The following is a 23,464-nucleotide window of genomic DNA, read 5'->3' as shown; positions in this document are numbered from 1 at the left end:
GGCAATTTGGTGCGTAAAATTATTATTGGTTCAAGAAAAAGCAATTTAGCAATCACTCAAACAGAATGGGTCATGGAACAATTGAAAAAGGTGGAGCCTGCCGCTGAATTTGAAATCAAGCGGATCTCAACAAAAGGAGATCAAATTCTGGATGTCACTCTCTCAAAAGTTGGTGGCAAGGGGCTGTTTGTCAAAGAGATAGAAAAAGCAATGTATGAAGAAGAAATCGATATGGCTGTTCACAGTATGAAAGACATGCCCTCCGTCATTTCTGAAGGTTTGATGATCGCCTCTGTGCCAGAGAGGGAGGATCATCGGGATGCGTTCGTTTCTAATAATGATATTAAATTGAAGGACTTGCCCGCAGGGGCAGTTGTTGGGACAAGCAGTTTAAGAAGAGAGTCGCAAATCCGTGCAGCCCGCCCTGATCTGGAAGTGAAATGGATTCGCGGCAATATTGATACCCGTCTTAAAAAGCTGAGAGACGGTGAATTTGATGCGATTGTTCTTGCTGCAGCTGGTTTAAAGCGCATGGGCTGGAGTGATGACCTGGTAACAGAATATTTGGATAAAGATGTTTGTGTACCCGCAGTCGGTCAAGGTGCTCTTGCAATTCAAACAAGAGAATCTGACAAAGAGTTACGTGAATTACTATCTAAAATCAATGACAGTTATACGGAAAAGACAGTAGCGGCAGAACGTAAATTTCTTCACGATTTAAATGGGGGCTGCCAAGTGCCAATCGGCGGGTATGCCTACCTCGAAAATGATGAAATTGTCTTGACTGCACTAGTAGCTACTCCGGATGGAGAAACCATTCTGAAGGAGACTTTCAAAGGTTCCGATCCAATCGAGGTAGGAAAAGAAGCGGCTGATCATTTGAAACAGTACGGAGCTCAGAAAATCGTAGATGATGCGAAAGAGGAGCTGGATCAATAATGGGGGCACTGACGGGTAGAAAGATACTTGTCACCCGGGCTAAAAGCCAGTCCGACTCATTATCATATAATATCAGGCAAGCAGGTGGGACCCCGGTAGAGGTCCCGCTGCTTCATTTTGCTTTACGTGATAACCAAGAAAATAAGCGGTATGTAGAACAACTTCACGAATACGCTTGGATATTTTTCACAAGCTCTAACGGCGTGAAGTTTTTTTTCGAATTATGGGATGAGAATGTTTCATGGCCAGATAATCTAAAGGTGGGGGCAGTAGGGGAGAAAACGGAAAAGATGCTGAACAAATATGGCGTTCGAGCAGACTTCGTTCCCAGTACATATACTGCAGAAGTGATGGCTGATGAATTTCTAGGCACCTTCCATGACCCTGGTCCCACTTTATTAGTTCGCGGAAATCTATCACGTGATGTATTGCCCGAAGCACTGAAAGGGCATGTCTTTTTCCAATCAATGACTGTGTATGATACGCTATTAACGAAGGATCATAGACCATTAACGGAAACGTTGGAAAAACTTCCAATAGACGCTTATACGTTTACAAGCCCTTCTACAGTGGAAGCATTCATCCGTTTATGCCATAGGCACAAGGATTTTAAAGCATTCCTCACAGTTCCTTGTGTTTGTATAGGCCCTACGACCGAAAAAAAAGCTAAACAGGAAGGATTCCTTAACGTTCTGATGCCTGAGGGACATTATACAACAGAAGGCATGACAGGAATTATGGAAAGTTATTTCAGTGAGAAAGGATAAGATTTAGATGAACAGTAATGGCTTTAAAAGACATCGCCGCCTGAGGCGTACGGACTCCCTCCGTGCGTTAGTCAGAGAAACTAAAATAACCAAAGATGATCTCATTTATCCTATTTTTGTTGTAGAAGGGGAAGGAATCAAAAAAGAGGTAGCCTCCATGCCCGGAGTATTCCATATTTCCCTGGATTATCTGACGGAAGAAATGAAAGAGCTGGAGGCAAAAGGAATCCGTTCGGTTATTGTGTTTGGTGTACCTCATGATAAGGATTCTCAAGGCTCTCAGGCTTATTGTGAACATGGTATTGTACAGGAAGCGATCAGGAAAATTAAGAAGGACGTTCCTTCACTTACGGTAATTGCTGATACGTGTCTTTGTCAGTACACAGATCATGGTCATTGCGGTCTTGTGGAGAACGGGGAAGTTTTAAATGACCCTTCCTTAGAGTTATTAGTCAAAACTGCTATCAGCCAGGCTGAAGCCGGTGCTGATATCATCGCTCCTTCAAACATGATGGATGGTTTTGTCGCTGCGATAAGAGAAGGATTGGATGAAGCGGGCTACAGTCAGATACCGATCATGTCCTATGCTGTAAAATACGCGTCGGCTTTCTACGGTCCGTTCCGGGATGCTGCTCATAGTTCCCCGCAATTCGGTGACCGTCGGGCATACCAGATGGATCCTGCCAACCGATTGGAAGCCATGCGAGAAGCGGAGTCTGATATTGAAGAAGGCGCCGACTTCCTTATTGTCAAGCCAGCCTTATCGTATATGGATATCATGCGAGAAGTGAAAGACCGTTTTAATGCTCCTCTTGTTGCTTATAATGTCAGTGGAGAATATTCCATGATCAAAGCAGCAGCGATGAACGGATGGGTCAATGAGCAGGAAATTGTCATGGAAAAATTGACCTCAATGAAACGTGCTGGTGCAGATTTGATCATCACTTACTTTGCTAAGGATGTAGCAGACTGGCTGAATGAATAAATATTTCCAAGGTGGTGCGTAGCAATGAAAAAATTTGATCGTTCAATTGAAGCCTATAAAGAAGCCGAGCAGTTGATGCCGGGTGGAGTAAATTCACCGGTACGTGCTTTTAAATCTGTAGATATGGACCCGGTATTTATGGAACGTGGAAAAGGGTCAAAAATTTACGATATCGATGGAAATGAATATATTGATTATGTATTAAGCTGGGGACCTTTGATTCTCGGTCATGCAGATGACCGTGTCGTAGAACAGCTTAAATCGATTACAGAGTTAGGGACCAGCTTTGGTGCCCCGACACAAATTGAAAATAAGCTTGCTCAATTAGTCATCGATCGTGTCCCTTCTATTGAAATGGTGAGAATGGTGAATTCAGGAACTGAGGCTACTATGAGTGCGCTCCGTGTTGCAAGAGGTTACACGGGCAGGAACAAAATATTAAAATTTGAAGGAAATTATCACGGACATGGGGATTCTCTCCTGATCAAAGCAGGTTCAGGAGTAGCTACACTTGGATTGCCTGATTCTCCAGGGGTTCCTGAGGGTATCGCCAAAAATACGATTACTGTCCCGTATAATGACCTTGAAAGTGTCCGTTATGCATTTGAACAATTTGGTGATGATTTGGCAGCAGTAATTGTCGAACCTGTAGCTGGAAATATGGGAGTCGTCCCTCCACAGAATAGTTTCCTTCAGGAGCTTCGCCAAATTACAGAAGATAATGGAACCGTATTGATTTTTGATGAAGTAATGACCGGTTTCCGCGTTGGATACAATTGTGCTCAGGGCCACTTCGGTGTAACGCCTGATATGACATGCCTTGGCAAGGTCATTGGGGGTGGACTGCCTGTTGGAGCATATGGCGGCAAAAAAGAAATTATGGAGCGAGTTGCACCTACAGGTGATATTTATCAGGCGGGGACACTGTCTGGGAACCCATTAGCGATGACAGCAGGATACGAAACATTAAAAGCGATGGATCAGGCTGCTTATGAAGCGATCAATGAAAAAGTGGACCGGTTAATTCAAGGCTTTACCGATGCAGCATCTGAACATGATATACCGTTCACTGTCAATCGTGCGGGATCCATGGTAGGTTTTTTCTTCAATAACGAAGAGGTTTACAACTTTGAAACAGCCAGCTCTTCTGATTTGGACTTCTTTGCAAAGTATTATCGCGGGATGATTGAAGAAGGGATCTTCTTACCTCCTTCCCAGTTTGAAGGCTTATTCCTATCCACTGCCCATAGCGATGAAGATATTGAAAAGACAATCGAAGCAGCTGAAAAAGTATTTGCTGACAACAGTAGAAAAAATAATTGATTACCTTTGGCTTAATAAGACACTATATAGCATAGATTAAAAAGACTTAGAGGAAACATACTCTAAGTCTTTTTATATTTATTTTTCTACCAATCTTTGATAAGGGTTTTTTTTGTTTCGTATATTTTTTCTCTTTGGCGCATAAAGTGGAACAGAGATGAAGTTGCGTGACAAGGGAGGAGGAAAGTACGTGACTAATGATAATAAGAATGTGTTTTCTTTTTATTTAGACGAATCGCTATGGTTTGAAAGGGGACAGGAAGTCAAAGAACTGATGGGGATTTCACTTGACCCGGAAATAGTCATTCATCCTTTAGAGGAAACGGTGTTGATTCAAGGGACCATCGACCTGACAGGTGAATATTTTACAAAGCCTGACGAAGAAGCAGAAGCGGAAACGGTAGCGCCTTTTCCTTCCAGAAAATTAATGGAAAGGGTGGAACATGAAGAGGAAGGTGCGAGTCAATTCCATCATCGTTTTCCGGTAGAGGTTTCAATCCCAAGGGACCGTGTGGCGAACGTTGACGATGTATCGGTAAGTATTGATGTGTTTGATTATGAATTGCCGTCTGCAAACCAGTTAAAGCTTCATGCAACAGTTGCGATACACGGTATTGAGGAAGCTGAAAGGGACAAGGAGGAGGATACAGAGGCAGAAGAAAGAGGAGAAAACAGTGAGAATTGGGATCAGTCCTATCAATTCGAGGTGGATTATCCTGATAACGATCAACCCTCTTCATCCTTATCCGAAACAGTCACGAGTAATGAGATTGCATCACAGGAAGACGAACAAGAGGATTTACCAGCAGAGTCTTCTAGCAGTAATCGTTGGAAATATAAACAAGTGCAAACTCTTTCTGAGTTTTTCAATCATGGAAATACAACCGAAGACCAAGATGAAGAGGATGACACAAATCCCTCGCCTTCCTATGAGGCTTCACCATCTTATGTGGAAGAAGATCAGGATTGGAATGATAAGGAGGATACGGAATCTCCTTCGCCTGATTCTTCCGAACGTAATATAGGGAATCAATTGCTGTTCAGTATGTTCGAAGACCGAGAAGAAACGTATACGAAAATGAAAATGTGTATTGTGCAGGAAGAAGATACACTGGAAACGATTGCAGATCGCTACCAAATTTCTATTACTCATTTAACGAAAGTGAATAATGTATTTGAAGACGATCTTACACCCGGCAAGATTATATATATTCCTTCGCAATCATAATAAAGGATGCTAACGGCTGTCGAGGAAGAATTTATTTCTTCCAAGGCAGCCCCATCTGTTTTCAGGGAGGGAACTTTTTTGGAAGAGATTCATAATTTCATCCACAGCTATGGAATATCTGGTTATCATATCCGGCAGGTGACTGACAAATTGCACCGGGTGGAGACTGATAATGGCGTGTTCGCGTTTAAGCAATCCCGCTATCATTCGCATGAAGAAGATAAGTGGAGGCCGATTATAAACTGGTTGGAAGTGAACGGGAAGAACTTTGCTCCCCCATTTGCACGTACCACAGATGGCATGCCCTATGTGTTAGGACGGAGTCACATCTATTATTTGACCCCATGGGTAGAGCATACGAAGGATGAATACCCAAGTCATGATATTGAAAGTTTTTTCCGTAGTCTTGGCACTTTACACAAACAATCGAAACAAACCCAATCTGATAATCAAGCGTATATGGAATATTTGTGGCAAAAAAAAGAAGCAGGCATCCAGGCACACCAACTTCTTCTGGAGAAAGTAGAAGCTTTTGAAAAGCGTCACTATATGCCTCCACTTGGACTCGCCGTATGTTCTCAGTATAAACAGCTTCATTACACATTGGAATTTATGAAAGAACTATATCAGGAGCTTCCTGAACGAGATCGTTTACCTGATAACTTACCCCACGTGATCAATCATGGTAATTTAAAGAATGATCACATTATTCAATATCATGGTCATAGTTATTTTGTGAATTGGGAGCAAATGTTTGTTGGTCCTCCCATGTTAGATTTGAGCAGGTTTTTTTTGAATGATTTCCGCTTTCATGACAGCCCTGTTGAAGAATATAAGAAAAAGTTTTCTGTTTATGAACGTTTGTACGGAATAACCAATCAGGAACGTTTGCTTTTAGCCATCCACCTTATTGATCCCCATCATTATTTAACGCGCTTGGATCGTCTATTAAGGGAGGAAAGGTCAAGTGAGCTTGAAAAGGTGCAAAAATTAGAAAAGAGCTTCAGACGCATTGTCTATGGTCGTTTGATCGCTGAATCTCTCTTCAATACTTTTCAAGCCCAGCAACTAAAGGATAATGAATCTAAATCCACTCCAGATGAAAAGCAAGGAAAATCCCAAGAATAATCCCAAGCAACAATACATCAAAGGTAGTTGGGAAGAGAAGGGTGCGCAGCAGTTGGAAAATGGCCAGTGGCAGCATCGCTTTTTCAATGATGTAGAGCCATCTTCGACACCAGGGTGGCAGGCGGTAGCGGTACAGTCTGCTCATTATAATTCACCTCTTTAGTATAAAATATGAAGAAACGGCAAAAATGATGAAAATGCGGATTTTTTAAGTAACAGTTGATTTTAAATACATTTCTCTATACAATATGAAATATAATTGAACACGTGAAATGCCTTGATGGGGAAGAGTACAGAATGCATCCCGACAGAGAGGAAAACAATTGCTGAAAGTTTTCCAGGATTATGCATACTGGAAGGTCGCCCCGGATGCAGCTCCTTTGAATGAAAGTAGAAGGTGCCGGTTAGAAGCCGTTAACAAATCGAGTGCACAAGAAATCATTTTTTTCTTGTGAATAAAGGTGGTACCACGGAGATCAATCTCTTTCGTCCTTTTTTGGATGATAGGGATTTTTTTATTTTTTTTAAAAAAGTAACATAAGGTGGCGACCCAAGTATGTCTAGTCACGTAAATATAAGGAGGAAATGTAAGATGAGTAATCAAGAAGTATCCTTACCGCCTAAATACGACCCGACCGCAGTCGAACAAGACAGGTATCAATATTGGGTAGATGGGAAGTTTTTCGAAGCAACCGGAGATAAATCGAAAGAACCTTATACAGTTGTCATACCACCGCCGAACGTAACAGGTAAACTACACCTCGGTCATGCATGGGATACGACGTTACAGGATATCATTACACGAGTAAAACGTATGCAGGGGTACGATGTGCTATGGCTTCCTGGCATGGATCATGCAGGGATTGCAACCCAGGCAAAAGTAGAAGCAAAATTAAAGGAACGAGGGCAATCCCGCTATGATTTAGGCAGGGAAAAATTCCTTGAACAAGCATGGGGATGGAAAGAGGAATATGCAGATTTCATCCGTACACAGTGGGAGAAACTGGGACTTGGTCTTGATTATTCCAGAGAACGGTTTACTTTGGATGAGGGATTGTCGAATGCTGTTAAAGAAGTATTTGTAAAGCTGTTTGAAAAAGACCTGATCTATCGTGGTGAATATATCATCAACTGGGACCCTGCTACGAAGACGGCTCTCTCTGATATTGAGGTCATTTATAAAGATGTCAAAGGTCATTTCTATCATATGAAATATCCATTAAGCGACGGCTCTGGTCATATAGAAATAGCAACGACTCGTCCGGAGACAATGCTGGGTGATACGGCAGTTGCTGTCCACCCGGAAGATGATCGTTATAAGCATTTGATTGGCAAGAAGGTTACGTTGCCTGTAATTGAACGGGAAATAGAAATAGTGGCTGATGATTATGTAGATATGGATTTTGGTTCTGGTGCGGTGAAAATCACTCCTGCTCATGATCCGAATGACTTTGAAATTGGCAACCGTCATAACCTGGAACGTATTTTAGTTATGAATGAAGACGGTACAATGAATGAAAATGCTGGCAAATACCAGGGCATGGACCGATTCGAATGCCGGAAACAGCTGGTAAAGGATCTGCAAGAACAAGGTATTTTGTTTGACATAGAAGACCATGATCATTCGGTAGGTCATTCAGAACGAAGTGGTGCAGTTGTGGAGCCTTATCTATCTACACAATGGTTCGTGAATATGGAGCCGCTTGCAGAAGAAGCAATTAAATTACAACAAGGCGAAGACAAAGTTCACTTTGTACCTGACCGATTTGAAAAGACTTATCTCCATTGGATGGAAAATATTCGTGACTGGTGCATTTCCCGTCAACTATGGTGGGGACATCGTATCCCGGCCTGGTATCATAAAGAAACAGGAGAAATTTATGTTGGCAAAGAAGCACCAGAAGATGAAGAGAACTGGGAGCAGGATACGGACGTATTAGATACTTGGTTCTCCTCCGCGTTATGGCCATTTTCCACCATGGGATGGCCGGATGAAAATAATGAAGACTTCCAGCGCCATTTTCCAACGAATGCATTAGTTACAGGTTATGATATTATCTTCTTCTGGGTTAGCCGAATGATTTTCCAGTCCATCGAATTTACAGGACGTCGTCCTTTCAAAGACGTGTTGATTCATGGTTTAGTCAGGGATGCGGAAGGCAGGAAGATGAGTAAGTCGCTTGGCAATGGTGTGGACCCAATGGATGTCATAGAGAAATATGGGGCAGATTCGCTTCGTTATTTCTTGTCCACTGGTTCCGCTCCAGGGCAGGATTTGCGTTTTCAATGGGAAAAAGTAGAATCGACCTGGAATTTCGTTAATAAAATCTGGAATGCTTCCCGTTTTGCGTTAATGAACATGGGTGGCATGAAATACGAAGAGATTGATTTATCAGGGGAAAAATCTGTAGCAGACGAATGGATTTTGACCAGGTTGAATCAGACAATCGAACAAGTAACTAAGAACATCGACCGTTATGAGTTCGGTGAAGCAGGCCGCCATCTCTACAATTTCATTTGGGACGAATTTTGTGACTGGTATATAGAAATGGCGAAACTGCCTTTGTATGGGGAGGACGAAGCGAAAATTAAGACGACACGTTCTGTACTTGCCTATACGTTAGACAACATTATGAGAATGCTTCATCCATTCATGCCGTTCGTAACAGAGGAAATCTGGCAGCACTTGCCACACGAAGGTGAGTCTATCACGCAAGCGTCCTGGCCGAGAGTAAATCCGACCTTTAATAACGATCGAGCGGTAGGGGAAATGGAACGGCTTGTCAATATCATTCGTTCTGTTCGTAACATCCGTGCTGAAGTCGATACACCGATGTCAAAGGAAATTCAGTTAATGATCCAGACCAAAGATAAAGAAGTTGCACAAGAGTTGGAAACGAATCGTCATTATCTGGAGCGGTTCTGTAATCCAAGCGATCTGACAATCTCAACCAGCATCAAGGCACCAGAAAAAGCAATGTCAGCTGTTGTAACCGGAGCAGAACTTTACTTGCCTTTGGCCGGCTTGATTAACATCGAGGATGAAATCAAGCGTTTAGAAAAAGAACGTGATAAATGGGAGAAAGAAGTGGAACGAGTACAAAAGAAACTTTCAAACGAAGGTTTTGTCAAGAAAGCTCCCGAGCATGTAGTCGATGAAGAGCGTAAAAAAGAAAAGGATTACCTGGATAAACGGGAAAAAGTAGAAGCCCGAATCAAAGAGCTCAAAGCATAAACAGTTAAAAAGCTGAGGGTGTTCCTAATGGGGATACCCTCTCTTTGTTATACTTTAAGAAAGTTTAACCTTGTAAAAGGATAAAAGTATAAGAAAAACTAAGGCTTTCGTCATAAATACTTGGCGATAAGCCAAGTTTTTTAATGAAAGGAGGAGCATTAATGAAATATGATGAAGCCATTGCATGGATACATAGCCGTGAAAAATTCAAGATTAAACCAGGACTGAAGCGGATGGAATGGATGATGGACAGATTAGGCCACCCGGAAAAGGATATCAATGCTATTCATATTGCCGGAACAAATGGTAAGGGGTCGACACTTTCTTTTTTGCGGCATTTACTCGAAGATCAGGGAATGAACGTAGGGACATTTACGTCGCCTTACATCATTCATTTTAATGAACGAATTAGTGTAAATGGGAAAGCGATTAAAGATGAAGATTGGGTGCACCTTGTGGAGACGGTTAAACCCTTGGCAGAAGAATTGGGAGAAACGCATCTAGGAGAACCAACAGAATTTGAAGTAATCACTGCGATGGCGATTGTTTATTTTCAGCAATCACAGCTTGATTTCGTAATTATGGAAACAGGTTTAGGAGGTCGGTTTGATTCAACGAATATCATTCAACCCATTGTGGCGGCGATAACGAATGTCGGCCTGGACCATATGAATATCCTGGGAAATAGTTATGAGAAGATTGCAGCGGAAAAGGCTGGGATCATTAAGAAACATGTGCCAGTGGTCACAGCGGTTGAAAATAATGCTGCTATCCATGTAATCGAAGAAAGAGCGAGAACGATGGAGGCAGAACTTTATCGATTGAACAAAGAGTTCTTTGTGGAACACAACTATAGTGATGAGGAAGGGGAACATTTCACTTTCCATGCTAATCAGTTTGTATCGAATGAACTAATAAGCCGAATGAAAGGTAGACATCAGGAGAAAAATGCAGCAGTAGCTTTGCAAGTAATGGAGGTACTTAAGGAAAAAGGAGCACCTTTCAAACGTGAACATTACAGTAATAGTATTATGTCAACAAAGTGGCCGGGACGTTTTGAGCGTGTATGGAATAACCCGTTAGTCATTTTAGATGGAGCCCATAATGAGGAAGGCACAAGTACACTCATGCGAACGATTGCTGAACATTACCCCCAACAACAAAAACACTTGCTCTATGCAGCCCTTGAAGACAAACCAGTGAAAGGCATGTTGCGACAATTAAAAGGAAATTTCACCTCCATAATATTCACTAGTTTTGATTTTCCTCGCGCCATGAACGGGAAAGCATTGAAAGAAATTTATGGAGGGGAAAATTCAGTCGTGCAGGAAAGTTGGCAACAGGCGCTCGATGATATAATAGGTAAAATGAACGATAAGGATCTACTAATAGTGGCAGGATCATTATATTTTATTTCTGATGTGAGAAAATACTTTGAATATAGGTCTATGGTATGATAGTATTATAGTTATCTGAAAATTCCAGTCACTGGAATCGCTCATGATAAAAATGCGTATATCCCGCCAGGATTTATACCGTCTCCCGTTGAATATGCTGGTTTTTTTAGTGACGAGTATCTCGGGTGCTTCCATTTACTACTTAATGGGAGGGCAGCATGGCAGTGAAGCCTATCAAACACTGTATGATATAATTCCGATTCTTGCCTAGGCCCTGACCACTTTCGTTACTAATCAGATATTGATCAAATTATTGGGCCTGTTTCTTATGAAGCGTCCCTTTCAGTGGATTGACCGCGCAACTTTGTGGGAAATTTATACTACCCTGCTAATATTACCGGTAGGTTTTGTTTTGTATAGATTATATGCTGATATGGGCCTGGCTGCTGTGTATTATGTAGGGATACCTTTCGCGTTTATATCAGCAATGATGATGCTTTATTATAAAAGCAGACAGCTCAACAGTTATTTGCAAAAAACAAGTGAAATCGGTCACGAATTGACAGGCCGTCTGAAGGAATCGGAAGTAATGGATTTGTTTATCAGCCGATTAGTAAAGCTATTGCCCATTGATTTTACCTATATTTATGATGTTATAGATCAGGAAAAAATAAAAATGAGTCGCTTTTATAAGGTACAGCAACAACAGAACATCCCGCAGTTCTTTTTAGAAAAAGGGGAAAGTATCAGTGGTGCTGTGCTTCAACAAAGGAAAGCGTTACAATATCACCGCCGGGACCAATGGAAAAAACAGAATCAGGAAGGGATTCCGGAAGAAGGGGAAAGTCTGATTTCTTTACCTGTTTTCCGAAATGATGAAATTGTTTCGGTAATCACGGTAGTATCAAAAGAAAAGAGGGCTTTTGAAAAATTTCAGTATATGATTGTTGATATACTATCCAATTATCTTGTCATTGCTATGGAAAATGCCAAAAACTATGAAGAAACGAAGAATCAAAGTGAACGTTGTCCGCTTACAAATTTATATAATTACCGCTACTTTGAAGAACAGCTGGAACAAACTTTTCAAATTCAGCAAAATATCAACAGACCTTTGTCGCTGATCTTATTAGACATTGATCACTTTAAATCAGTCAACGATACATATGGCCATCAAAGTGGGAACGAAGTTATTTGTACATTGGCGGACTGGCTTGTTGAAATGATTGGAGGGGAAGGTGTAGTTGCAAGGTACGGAGGTGAGGAGTTTGTAATTATGCTTCCGGATTACTCTGTAGAAGAAAGTTTTCAGCTGGCAGATAAAGTGCGTAGAAAAATTGCATCAAAGAAAATTATACTGCAGGAACACATGCTAGGGGACAAAGAGGAATCACTGGTGCTGACTGCCAGCATTGGGGTTGCTTCTTATCCCGAACATTGTGAACAGCCCCTGGAATTAGTCCGGCATGCTGACCGTGCCATGTACATGGGGGCTAAGCAAAAAGGCAGAAACAAAGTTGCCGTTTATCAAAGCAATAAAGCTTTAGCCGAGTGATTCGTCACTCGGCTATTTATATAGTATTTTTGTACGGCTTATACAAAAGTTAGACCTGGTATCCGATATATAAAGTAGAAATGACAACTTTCATCTAGCCCACAGCAGGTGATAGCTGATTTTTATTAAAATCACATTCTAAGAGGGGATGAACATATGGTAGTGGTTTTAGCAGTAATAATGTTTATGTTTGGAATTATATTTGGGTCCTTTTTTAATGTTGTTGGCCGGCGCATGCCGCAGGGGGAAAATTTCTCAACCTCTCGATCTTATTGCAGCAGTTGCAGTCAAACCCTTAATGGCTGGGACATGATACCGGTTCTTTCCTATTTGGCACTTCGCGGCAGATGCCGTTACTGTAAAGCAAAATTCTCCTTTTTATATCCGCTAACCGAATTATTGACAGGATTATTATTTGTTTCGAGCTTTTTAGTTTATGGGTGGGGTTACGAGTTAATCGGCGCCATAATATTAATTTCCTTAGGAATGATTATCCTGGTTAGTGATTTGGTATATATGATCATCCCCGATCGTTTATTATTATTCTACCTCCCACTGGTTATCCTCTTTCGAACTGTCTATCCTTTAGAGCCATGGTATTCATCTATCATAGGTGCCTTCATTGCCTTCCTTTTAATTTTTATTATTATTTTTATTACTCAAGGTGGGATAGGTTCAGGAGATATGAAGTTGTTTGGACTGCTTGGTTTTCTCTTAGGCTGGCAACAGGTATTACTAGTTTTTTTCCTCTCCATCTTAATTGGTGCAGTGATTAGCGTATTATTATTGAGTCTAAGAATCATTGATCGAAAGAGTCCGGTTCCTTTCGGGCCCTATATTATAATTGCGGCGTTGATTACTTATTTTGCAGGAAGCGATATTATAGGCTGGTATGTGCTATTGGTATGGTAAAGGTTCTTTTGGCTTTATAAGAGCAATAGTATCAAAATAAAACGAAGCAATATTAGACATAAATAGATGATTTTATTGGTAACCAGACGACACCGGTCGTCTGGTTTTTTGTCTGGGGTGTGGTAGATTGGATTAAAAGCCGGTAAAGGTGGTGGGATTATTGGACAAGCATCATAATAAGATATCTATCAGGATGAACGGGAAAGAGACTTTGATTCCCCGGGAAGATGAGAAAGCAATGGAAGAGGTGGTTTCTTCTAAAGAAGAACAGGCTGCTACAGCAGAAGTGTATGAATATGAACGGACAGAAGAACCAGCCAATGTGATCAAGCCGGAAGCTTGGAAAAAGCATCCCTATTATAAAAAGAAGAAGCGTAGGAAGAAGGTTTCCTCTCCGGTAAAGAATATTCTTATTGTTGTCATGACTGCATTAATCTTCGGTCTTTTATTGGGGTTTCTGTTATTAAGAATGTTTGTTGGAATGACTGAGAATGATGGCGCATCGGCAAACAGTGGTGTATCACTGACAGAAGTAAACAGCGGCGGAACGACTAATACCGGTGCAGAGGAAAGTCAGACATTGATGGCACTTCCAGGCACAGATGCATATGTCGTACAAGCAGGATATTTTACTAGTACGGAGAAAGCTGAAGAGTGGAGCCAAAATTATACAGAGCATGGGCATCCGACAGTTGTGTGGGAGCGTGATGAAAATGTCTTCTTATTTACAGGGCTGGCTCCGGACTATGAGGCAGCTCAGTCAAAAGCATCTCAATTACAACAAGATGGACTGGAAACCTATGTGAAGAACTGGTCGGTTCCAAAAATAGAAAAAGTGAACAAGGAAAAAGCGGAACCCTTGAGTGGTTTCGCTGATTTATTCTCTGCCACTTTGAATGGGGAAAATAAGGAAGAGGGTTGGAAGCAATTTGGCGAACGTTTGCCAAATGAGGAAAGCTTCATGGCGCTGAAAGATAATATTGCTGCCCTCGTGTCAGCAAGTGATTCTGTCCAACAAGATGTCCTGTTATTAGAAGTTTGGAAAAGCTATGAAGAAATACTCAAAAAATAGGTGCCTGCCACCTATTTTTTATTTTTAAGCTTATAAGTAAACAACAAAACTGGGAAAACTTATAATGGAACATAGATAGTTGTTTAAAAAATGAGAAGAAACGGAAATTATACAGTTTTTATAATTGGTTTAGAGTTTACTACACTTATTAGAACCTCACAGTTTTATCAGGAAGGATTTAAGTATGAAGAACACATTAGTGTTAGGCTCAGGGTCACCACGTAGAAAAGAATTGCTTGAACTGGCAGGCTACCGGTTTGAGATAAGGACGAGCGATGCGGATGAATCCGTTGTTACGGAGAAAAATCCCGAAATCTTAGTAAAGAAGCTGGCAGAAGTAAAGGCGGATCATATTGCGACTGATAACAATGAAATTCTGATAACAGCGGACACAGTAGTGAGTATCGACGGAAAGGTGTTAGGGAAGCCTGAATCAAAAGAGGAAGCCATCGAGACGCTCCGTCTGTTAAGCGGAAGATCGCATGCCGTTCACACCGGTGTAATGATTCGCAGCAGCGAGAGTCATGAACTATTTGCAGTCCGAACAGAAGTGGAGTTCCTGGAACTCACTGAAACCGATATTATCCGTTATGTAGATACTGGGGATTCTTTTGATAAGGCGGGGAGTTATGGCATTCAAACGAAGGGAGCTTTGCTGGTCAAAGGTATCAAAGGCGACTATTATAACGTCGTAGGTCTGCCTATCGCTTGCCTTGCTCGAAAACTTGACTCATTCAATATTTTCCCATCCTGATAAAGAAATGTGAGGATTAAAAGGAAAGGATGCGGAATATTTGTCAGAAGTCCAGGTGATGTTAAAAGATGTTCCTTTGGCCGATCGACCAAGGGAACGCATGCTTGAACATGGCTCCACCCATTTATCCAATCAAGAACTAATTGCGATATTACTTGGAAGTGGATCAAAAAACGAGTCGGTGATGAATCTATCACAACGTCTGCTGATCCATTTTGAAGGTTTAGACCTTTTAAAGGACGCTACCATTGAAGAATTGACAGCCATCAAAGGAATCGGAACAGCAAAAGCAGTCCTCATTCAGGCAGCTTTAGAAATCGGTAAAAGAATTCATCAGATGAAGCCTCCCGAACGGTACGTCATTCGAAGCCCTGAGGACGGGGCAGACTTTGTTATGGAAGAGCTTCGAGGACTGAAACAGGAACATTTTATCTGTTTATTTCTTAATACTAAAAACCAGGTTCTCCATCGCCAGACGATTTTCATCGGCAGTTTGAATGCTTCAATCGTCCATCCAAGAGAAGTATATAAAGAAGCCGTCAAAAGGTCGGCTGCTTCTCTTATCTGCATTCATAATCATCCCTCAGGCGACCCGACCCCCTCGCAGGAAGATATTAATGTAACAAGACGGTTAGCAGAGTCCGGTAAAATGATCGGCATAGAATTACTGGATCATTTAGTGATCGGTGACCGTAAATTTGTCTCTCTCAAAGAAAAAGGATATTTGTAAGACTATCCATTTTCTATTTTTTTTCGTATAATTGAATAGATAGTGAAATCTAGCGCCTTTTTATAAGCTCGATCTTATAATAGGCGCTTCTTTCTCATGCTGCCGATACGGTAAGGAGGCAGCTTCATTATCGGATTATCACACACAACTAGAATACCCTCAAGATAGAATAGAAAGGGAGATCCGTATTGGGTTTATTTGGTTTTTCACAAGATTTAGGAATTGATCTAGGAACAGCGAATACATTGGTTTTTATAAAAAACAAAGGAGTAGTGGTCCGCGAGCCATCTGTAGTAGCCAGAGACATATCGACAGGGAACATTGAAGCTGTCGGGAATCCTGCAAGAAATATGATCGGACGTACTCCTAGTAATATCTCAGTAGTGCGTCCCATGAAGGATGGGGTCATAGCAGATTACGACACGACAGCAGAAATGATGAAATATTATATCAATAAAGCGATGAAAAATAGATCCAGCTTTGCCAGAAAGCCGAACGTCATGATTTGTGTGCCATCAGGTATCACGATGGTCGAAGAACGAGCAGTAATTGATGCCACAAAGCAAGCAGGAGCAAAAGAAGCCTATCCAATAGCAGAACCGTTTGCTGCAGCTATCGGAGCTGGTCTGCCCGTGTGGGAACCGACGGGAAGTATGGTCGTCGATATTGGTGGAGGGACGACTGAAGTAGCAATAATCTCTTTAGGGGGCATTGTTACCTCCCAATCTATCAGATTAGCTGGTGATGAAATGGATGATGCTATCATCCAATATATTCGTAAACAATATAACCTGATGATCGGGGAGCGGACGGCGGAAAATATCAAGATGGAAGTAGGTGCTGCAGGGCCTGCCGATGAAGATAATGAAATGGACATAAGAGGAAGAGACTTATTGACAGGTCTTCCGAAAACGATCACAATCAATGCAGCAGAAATTGCCGGAGCCCTGAAGGATACGGTGGATGCCATTATTGATGCTGTTAAGAATACGTTAGAAAAGACACCACCAGAGCTGGCTGCAGATATTATGGATAGGGGAATCGTATTGACGGGTGGCGGTGCCTTGTTAAAAAATATCGATCAGGTTATCAGTGATGAAACAAAAATGCCTGTTTTCATAGCCGATGATCCACTGGATTGTGTTGCGATTGGTACGGGGAAATCTTTGGAATACATTCACCATTTTAAGTCACAGCCGAATGTGGCTTCCCGGGCTAGAATGGAGTAGTTGACTTATTTATGCCTTCTCTATTCAGGAAAAAAAGGCTTATTCTTGTACTCGTCAGTTTTATTTTGCTCGTCGCCTTGATTGGTTTTTCTTTAAGAGAGCGAAGTGAACTTACCTGGCCGGAGAAATTTGTCCATGACTCGGTTGGGTGGATTCAGACCATATTTAATCAACCCGTACAACTCATCCAAGGCACTTACGCAAACATTCAGGATATCAGCAGCACGTATGAACAAAATGAAATATTGAAATCTCGTCTCTCTCAGTACAAAAGTATCATGCAGGAAAACCAGTTATTAAAAAAAGAAAATGAAGAACTACGGTCAAGCCTTGATTACCAGGAGAGTTTAAGTGAATATGATCCGATCGACGCGTCAGTCATTGCGCGAAGTTCTGAACGCTGGTTCAGTCAAATGATCGTAAACCGTGGAGAAGCTCACGGAGTTGAGCGTAATATGGCGGTCATCACAGGAGAAGGGATGATAGGAAAAGTCCAATCCACCGATAAATTCCATTCCACGGTTCAGCTCTTGAGCGGGTTTGGTCTTTCCAATCGGATTTCTGCCTGGGTATGGCAGGATGATGATCCAATTCATGGTCTGATTCAAGGGTATGACGAAGAATCTAAATCTTTACTTCTAAAAGAAATTGATTCTGATGCTGAAATTAATGAAGGGGAACGAGTAGTCTCTTCAGGAAAAGGTGGAGTTTTTCCAGCTGGCTTGTTGATTGGAGAAGTCACGAAAGTTGAGATGGACCAGTATGGGTTAACACAGACTGCTTACGTTAAGCCAGCAGCCGACCTCTATGATATCAATCAAGTGATGATTGTCGATCGCAGCATGCCGACGCATAATATAGACGAAATAGATGAGGAGGAAGAGGAATGATTCAACGTTTCTATCTTCCTTTGATTTTACTCTTTCTGCTTGTCTTTCAAGGAATGGCTATGAGCCTTCTGCCTGGGAACCTTGCCTATTCGGATTACCTGATTACCCCTCATTGGGTTCTGGTCATCCTTATACTTATCACTATTTTTTTTGATCATGACGATACCTATTACTCTTTGCTTTACGCCCTCACTTTCGGCATTTTAATCGATATGGTATACACCAGTATTTTAGGGGTTTATATGTTCTCGTATGGCATTGTCATTTACCTGGTACATGGCCTGAAAAAAATGCTGCATGGCAACTTTATCGTAGCGGTCCTGTTAGCCGCACTTGGAATAGTGTTGACCGAGTTAATGTTGTTTACCATATATTCCTTCGTGCAGGTAACTGACATACCATGGGAGTCATTTTTGTCAATTAGATTGGTGCCTACCATAATCGCGAACATGATTTTCTTTCTCCTCGTATACCCCTTACTAAAAGGAAGACTGGAAAAGTGGGCAGCAAACATTTTAAGCAGCTGATCTTCCGTGATAAACGCGGGAAGCGGATTCTTGCAGATTAGGGGGAATATAGTTGATAGCGAACCAACAATTAATAACAGTTAAAGGAACCAGAGATGGGCTCATTTTAAAGGTTGATGACCATTGTGCCTATCAGGATGTATTAAATGAACTGAAAGAAAAACTCTCTGTGAACGATCTGATAGAGGATGACCGGCTGATTACCGTCAACCTCCAGCTTGGGAACCGTTATGTTACCCGTGAGCAAAAGGATGAACTGAAAGAAGTAGTCCGAAAAAGCCAAAACCTGGTGGTAGGAAAGGTAGAATCCAATGTTATTACGAAGGAAGAAGCTGCCGATTGGAAAAAACATGCGCAGGTGAAACCATTGGTCAAAGTAGTCCGGTCTGGTCAGGTGATTAATGTCGAAGGCGACCTGTTACTCATTGGCGATGTCAACCCCGGTGGAAAAATCATGGCATCAGGTAATATTTTTGTAATGGGGAGCCTGCGCGGGATTGCGCATGCTGGCATGGAAGGTGATAGTCATGCTGTTATTGCCGCTTCTTTCATGCAGCCTACGCAACTGCGGATTGGAGATGCAATCAGCAGAGCACCGGATCAAGATGCTGAGGGTGTCTATATGGAGTGCGGCTATCTGGAGAAAGGCAAGGATAAAATATTAATCGACCGTCTTCAAGAGGTAATTAAAAAGCGTCCGGATATCAGCAGTTTTGAAAGGAGAATGTTTAATGGGTGAGGCCATTGTTGTAACCTCTGGTAAAGGAGGAGTCGGTAAAACGACTACTACTGCCAATATAGGGACAGCACTCGCATTACTTGGGAAGAAAGTATGTCTGATCGACACAGATATCGGGCTGCGTAATTTAGATGTAGTGATGGGACTTGAAAATCGTATAATCTTTGACTTGGTTGATGTCGTGCAAGAGAGAGTGAAAACCAGGCAGGCTCTTGTTCCGGATAAACGATTTGATTGTCTCCAGCTGCTGCCAGCAGCACAAACTAGCGACAAATCAGAAGTTACACCAGAAGCTATGAAAAGAATTGTAGCGGAATTGAAACAGGAATTCGACTACATATTGATCGATTGTCCAGCCGGGATTGAACAAGGCTATAAAAATGCAGTTGCCGGAGCAGATAAAGCGATTGTGGTTACTAACCCGGAAAAGTCCAGTGTTCGTGATGCTGACCGGATTATAGGTTTATTGGAACAAGAAGACATCGAACCTCCTAAATTGATTGTCAACCGTATCCGTCACCATATGGTAGAAAGTGGGGATATGCTGGATGTAGACGAGATTGTATCTGTCCTCTCTATCGATTTACTGGGTGTGGTAGCGGATGATGATGAAGTGATAAAAGCGTCTAATAGCGGTGAACCAGTCGCCCTTCACCCAAATACAAAATCCTCTCTTGCTTATCGAAATATTGCGCGTCGCATTTTAGGAGAATCGGTACCGTTACTTTCATTTGAAGAAAAGAAAGGTTTCATGACAAAAGTAAAGAAATTCTTCGGCATGCGTCCTTAATAAGAAAACTGTCTCTTTTTTTGAGACGGTTTTTTGTTTGGGATTTTTTTGCAATAGAGTAATAAGGCTGGGTGGGGTTTATAGAAAACGATTTTTCTCATAGTTTTCGAATTCTTTACATAGACTTGTACAAATCTCATGTAAGGGATGGTAGCTATTATGGGGAAAGATATTGAAAAAGTACGTAAAAGTATCGCATCACGCAAACGAGAAAAAACGCTTCCTAAAAAGAACAAACATGCCCAGGACAAGACCATGTATTATCCGGTCCAAGAGGAAGAAAAACATGGATATTTACCCTTTGCCCAATCATCTCCTGGTTCGTCGGGTGAAAAGAGGGGTCAGAAACCAGGGTATTTTTTGCTAAAAGCTATCATTGCTGCCTGTTTGTTTTTTGGGGTGGCAAGTTTGGTGCAAATGGACGCGGGCTGGGTTCAAAAGCCTAAAGCGTGGGTTGTACACAACATGACTGAAGATTTTCCATTTGCAGCAGTTACCTCCTGGTATCACGAAAAGTTCGGGAGTCCTTTGAAATTAGTCGAACCACCAGGGGACGTGGTACCTAATCAGGCTGCGCTTCCCGTTAGTGGAGTAGTGAGTGAAACATTCCAGACCCATGGAGAAGGGATAGTCATGACTTCTGAGCAACCGTCGGAGGTCGTTGCCATGGATGAGGGCACAGTGGTGTTTGCGGGGAAAAACGCACAAACGGATCAGACGATTATCATTCAGCATGTGGATGGAAGTAAAAGCGTTTACGGCTACCTTTCTTCTATTGATGTCCATTTATATGAACATGTGAAACCAAATGACATTATCGGTAGTGTCAAACCGGAACCTGGACAAGTAAGCGACTTCTACTTTGCTATCGAAAAGGATAATCAATTTATTGATCCTGTTGAGGCGATAAAAGTCGATGAAACTCCGTGACTTTTTAACGATTGTTCACTTGCATCCGATATTGATTCTCTTTGTATTTACCGCTATTCTCACAGGGGCTTTCGTAGAGCTCCTGATTTTATTTGCCATCGTCACCATACATGAATGGGGGCATTTCCGAATGGCAAAATTTTTTAACTGGCGAATTAAAAAGGTGACCTTATGGCTGTTTGGTGGAACGATGGAATCGGAAGAGCATGGAAGCCGTCCGATGCAAGAACAGCTTTATGTCACGTTAGCAGGACCGTTCCAGCACATATGGATGTTAACCCTTTTATATTCGCTGGTGATACTATTGCCTGATCCCTCGTCATGGATTAGCACAGCTATCTCATATAACTGGCTGATTCTTGCATTCAATCTTCTTCCAATATGGCCTTTAGATGGAGGGAAAATACTTTTTTACCTCTTAAATCGTTTTTTCCCTTACCGTGTCTCGCATCATTTAACTATCATATTTTCAGCCGGCTTATTAATAGCGTCCATCATACTGCTCACCTTCGTTTCTTACTTTACACTCCACGGCTGCTTATTAGCAGCTTTCCTATTATTAGAAAATAGACTAGAATGGAAACGACGCTATTATTCATTTATACGGTACTTAATGCATCGCCATGGTAATAATGAACCACCTGTGAAAGTGGTAACGTGTCCAATTGAGCCTGACGAAACTATATGGAATGTTTTGAGCCGAATTCGTAATGATAGACAACAAAGGTACTTTTTGAAGGGGCGGAAAGGAAGCGAATTGATAAGAGAAGAGGATTGTCTGGAGTATTTTTTTACTCATGGGAACCCACACCTTCCAATCCGTGACCTCGCACAGATTTATAAATAAAGAGGGATTAGATGAGGAATTTATATATAGCATGCCGTTCAAGCGAGAAGGCTGCTTTACTTTATGAAGATAATAAATTAGTCGAAGTTTTTTTCGATCGTGAGTTGGACCGGTCGCAAGTTGATCATATTTACTTAGGAAAAGTTGTCAATATTGAAAAGGGACTGCAGGCGGCTTTTATTGATATCGGTACAGGGAAAAACGGCTTCTTGAGGCAGCAGGATATTGGAAACCAGGGCGAGCGAATCGAATCATTACTTACCATTGGCCAATATATCATTGTGCAGGTTAAAAAGGATGGAATTGGTGAAAAGGGGCCATTACTCACGGCAGACATTACCATTGCTGGTTCTTACTCCGTTTATTTGCCGAAAAGAGGCCGGGTTTCAGTTTCTCATAAAATCCAGAAAGACGAGCAGTCAAATTTGAAGGAAATAATTACACCCATGCTCGAAAAAGAGGAGGGTGTTATCGTTCGCACTGCCGCAAAACACCTGGACTCGTCCTCTATCAGGAATGAACTGTCCTTTTTAAGAGATAAGTGGCGCCAGGCGAAGGGAAGAATAGACAGAAAGAAGCCAGGCATGATTATGGAATCCAGGCTGGTACCTGATGGCGTTTTTAAAAAATATCCCATACATCTCATTGATGAATGTGTTGTTGATGACGCTAGTTTATCTAAGCAGATTAAAAGCATGTATCCATTATATAGTGACCGGATTAAATGGGTAAAACATTGGAATAAAAATAAAGGCTATTCGATTAATGAATGTCAGGAAAAGTTGGTACAGCGCACGGTTGGAGCTGCTAAAGGGGTCAATTTGACAATAGATGAAACGGAAGCAATGAATGTGATTGATGTCAATAGCCATGCGTTTACAGGGCGTTCTGACAAAGAACAGACTGCTTATCAGGCAAACGTGGCATCGGTCAATGAAATCGCAAGACAAATCAGGTTAAGGAACTTGTCGGGAATCGTTATGATTGATTTCATTAATACCGGCTCCAGGAAAAATAATGCCGATATCGAGCGCGCTTTGAAACAAGCCATGAAAGACGATCCGGTTCCAACAGTGTGTCACGGGTTTACTAAACTCGGCCTGTATGAAATAACAAGAAAAAGGGAAAACGCTTCCTGGTCCAGCAAATTGGTAGAAAATGTGACTAGTCACAAAAAACGGAGCACCGTATTGTTCCAAATGGACAGGGACATACTGGCATTGGAAGATTCTTCTCATGAAGCAATACTAGTAGCTGTTTCACATGAACTTGATCAGTTGAAAAAACAATTGCTTTCTACTTCTGTTTCTAGTAAAATTCCTCAGGAAGTCTTTTTCCGTGTCGATCCTGTCCTGCATAATTATACGATAGAGATGGCAGGCTCCCTGGATACGGTAAGAGAATTTGTGGCAAGTCGCGGCTATCATGTTGACAAAAGCTTTTGAATCATGATAACATCGTTATGTTATTCTAGTAGCACCCGACTG

General features: G+C 41.7%; 22 protein-coding genes and 2 other annotated features (1 of these 24 only partly in view). All 22 genes read left to right on the top strand.

The features are described 5' to 3' along the window. Nucleotides 1–9: 9 nt before the first annotated feature. The 22 genes from hemC (at nt 10) to B9Y67_RS19510 (ending at nt 23,422) form a co-directional block, all read left to right on the top strand. Entirely contained in the window at nt 10–939 is a 930-nt protein-coding gene (gene hemC / locus B9Y67_RS19615) for a hydroxymethylbilane synthase (protein ID WP_085509025.1), read from the top strand. Continuing rightward, a complete protein-coding gene (locus B9Y67_RS19610) occupies nt 939–1,706 on the top strand; it encodes a uroporphyrinogen-III synthase (RefSeq protein WP_085509024.1) in 768 nt (255 codons plus the stop codon). The genes hemC and B9Y67_RS19610 overlap by 1 nt, the downstream gene beginning before the upstream one ends. A 7-nt stretch (nt 1,707–1,713) precedes the next feature. Next, complete coding sequence (gene hemB, locus B9Y67_RS19605; protein ID WP_085509023.1) at nt 1,714–2,691, top strand: porphobilinogen synthase; 978 nt, start codon at nt 1,714–1,716, stop codon at nt 2,689–2,691. Between the two features lie 24 nt (nt 2,692–2,715). Then, a complete protein-coding gene (gene hemL, locus B9Y67_RS19600; protein ID WP_085509022.1) occupies nt 2,716–4,014 on the top strand; it encodes a glutamate-1-semialdehyde 2,1-aminomutase in 1,299 nt (432 codons plus the stop codon). A 190-nt stretch (nt 4,015–4,204) separates the two neighbouring features. Then, complete coding sequence (gene spoVID, locus B9Y67_RS19595; RefSeq protein WP_176224066.1) at nt 4,205–5,242, top strand: stage VI sporulation protein D; 1,038 nt, start codon at nt 4,205–4,207, stop codon at nt 5,240–5,242. Nucleotides 5,243–5,320: 78 nt separating this feature from the next. Further along, nucleotides 5,321–6,370 carry a phosphotransferase gene (locus B9Y67_RS19590; protein WP_176224065.1) on the top strand — a complete coding sequence of 350 codons (1,050 nt, stop codon included), beginning with the start codon at nt 5,321–5,323 and terminating at the stop codon, nt 6,368–6,370. 268 nt (nt 6,371–6,638) lie between these two features. Next, nucleotides 6,639–6,867: a binding site (T-box leader), on the top strand. A gap of 95 nt (nt 6,868–6,962) precedes the next feature. Then, complete coding sequence (locus tag B9Y67_RS19580) at nt 6,963–9,605, top strand: valine--tRNA ligase (protein ID WP_085509018.1); 2,643 nt, start codon at nt 6,963–6,965, stop codon at nt 9,603–9,605. A 161-nt stretch (nt 9,606–9,766) separates the two neighbouring features. Continuing rightward, a complete protein-coding gene (locus tag B9Y67_RS19575) occupies nt 9,767–11,062 on the top strand; it encodes a bifunctional folylpolyglutamate synthase/dihydrofolate synthase (protein ID WP_085509017.1) in 1,296 nt (431 codons plus the stop codon). Nucleotides 11,063–11,114: 52 nt separating this feature from the next. Beyond that, nucleotides 11,115–11,273: a hypothetical protein gene (locus B9Y67_RS20835; RefSeq protein ID WP_176224064.1), complete on the top strand. Its 159-nt coding sequence runs from the start codon at nt 11,115–11,117 to the stop codon at nt 11,271–11,273. 141 nt (nt 11,274–11,414) lie between these two features. Beyond that, complete coding sequence (locus tag B9Y67_RS19570) at nt 11,415–12,557, top strand: sensor domain-containing diguanylate cyclase (RefSeq protein WP_176224063.1); 1,143 nt, start codon at nt 11,415–11,417, stop codon at nt 12,555–12,557. A gap of 156 nt (nt 12,558–12,713) precedes the next feature. Further along, the gene (locus B9Y67_RS19565; protein WP_085509015.1) at nt 12,714–13,469 is read left to right on the top strand and encodes a prepilin peptidase; all 756 of its coding nucleotides are present in this window, start codon (nt 12,714–12,716) and stop codon (nt 13,467–13,469) included. A 160-nt stretch (nt 13,470–13,629) separates the two neighbouring features. Further along, nucleotides 13,630–14,541, top strand: coding sequence for a hypothetical protein (locus B9Y67_RS19560; RefSeq protein ID WP_085509014.1), 912 nt, complete (start codon nt 13,630–13,632; stop codon nt 14,539–14,541). Between the two features lie 184 nt (nt 14,542–14,725). Further along, nucleotides 14,726–15,295 (top strand): Maf family protein, encoded by a 570-nt coding sequence (locus tag B9Y67_RS19555; RefSeq protein WP_085509013.1) that lies wholly within the window; start codon nt 14,726–14,728, stop codon nt 15,293–15,295. A gap of 58 nt (nt 15,296–15,353) precedes the next feature. Beyond that, nucleotides 15,354–16,025 carry a RadC family protein gene (radC, locus tag B9Y67_RS19550; RefSeq protein ID WP_085509252.1) on the top strand — a complete coding sequence of 224 codons (672 nt, stop codon included), beginning with the start codon at nt 15,354–15,356 and terminating at the stop codon, nt 16,023–16,025. A gap of 188 nt (nt 16,026–16,213) precedes the next feature. After that, a complete protein-coding gene (locus B9Y67_RS19545) occupies nt 16,214–17,254 on the top strand; it encodes a rod shape-determining protein (protein WP_085509012.1) in 1,041 nt (346 codons plus the stop codon). Nucleotides 17,255–17,265: 11 nt separating this feature from the next. Continuing rightward, a complete protein-coding gene (mreC, locus tag B9Y67_RS19540; RefSeq protein ID WP_085509011.1) occupies nt 17,266–18,144 on the top strand; it encodes a rod shape-determining protein MreC in 879 nt (292 codons plus the stop codon). Further along, nucleotides 18,141–18,671, top strand: a complete 531-nt coding sequence (gene mreD / locus B9Y67_RS19535) for a rod shape-determining protein MreD (RefSeq protein WP_085509010.1) — start codon at nt 18,141–18,143, stop codon at nt 18,669–18,671. The genes mreC and mreD overlap by 4 nt, the downstream gene beginning before the upstream one ends. A 52-nt stretch (nt 18,672–18,723) precedes the next feature. Beyond that, nucleotides 18,724–19,410 carry a septum site-determining protein MinC gene (minC, locus tag B9Y67_RS19530; protein WP_085509009.1) on the top strand — a complete coding sequence of 229 codons (687 nt, stop codon included), beginning with the start codon at nt 18,724–18,726 and terminating at the stop codon, nt 19,408–19,410. After that, a complete protein-coding gene (minD, locus tag B9Y67_RS19525) occupies nt 19,403–20,200 on the top strand; it encodes a septum site-determining protein MinD (RefSeq protein ID WP_085509008.1) in 798 nt (265 codons plus the stop codon). Before minC ends, minD begins: the two co-directional genes overlap by 8 nt. Before the next feature lie 159 nt (nt 20,201–20,359). After that, nucleotides 20,360–21,130 carry a M23 family metallopeptidase gene (locus tag B9Y67_RS19520; RefSeq protein ID WP_176224062.1) on the top strand — a complete coding sequence of 257 codons (771 nt, stop codon included), beginning with the start codon at nt 20,360–20,362 and terminating at the stop codon, nt 21,128–21,130. After that, nucleotides 21,117–21,977 carry a site-2 protease family protein gene (locus B9Y67_RS19515; RefSeq protein ID WP_085509006.1) on the top strand — a complete coding sequence of 287 codons (861 nt, stop codon included), beginning with the start codon at nt 21,117–21,119 and terminating at the stop codon, nt 21,975–21,977. Before B9Y67_RS19520 ends, B9Y67_RS19515 begins: the two co-directional genes overlap by 14 nt. 11 nt (nt 21,978–21,988) lie before the next feature. Further along, nucleotides 21,989–23,422, top strand: coding sequence for a ribonuclease E/G (locus B9Y67_RS19510; protein WP_085509005.1), 1,434 nt, complete (start codon nt 21,989–21,991; stop codon nt 23,420–23,422). Between the two features lie 36 nt (nt 23,423–23,458). Further along, nucleotides 23,459–23,464 (top strand) — a sequence feature (ribosomal protein L21 leader region) (it continues 66 nt past the right edge of the window).

The organism is Thalassobacillus devorans (genome assembly GCF_900176565.1).
GTDB lineage: Bacteria > Bacillota > Bacilli > Bacillales > Halobacillaceae > Thalassobacillus > Thalassobacillus devorans_A.
Note: the sequence above shows the minus strand (reverse complement) of the source record. Positions and strands in the feature narration are given on the sequence as shown.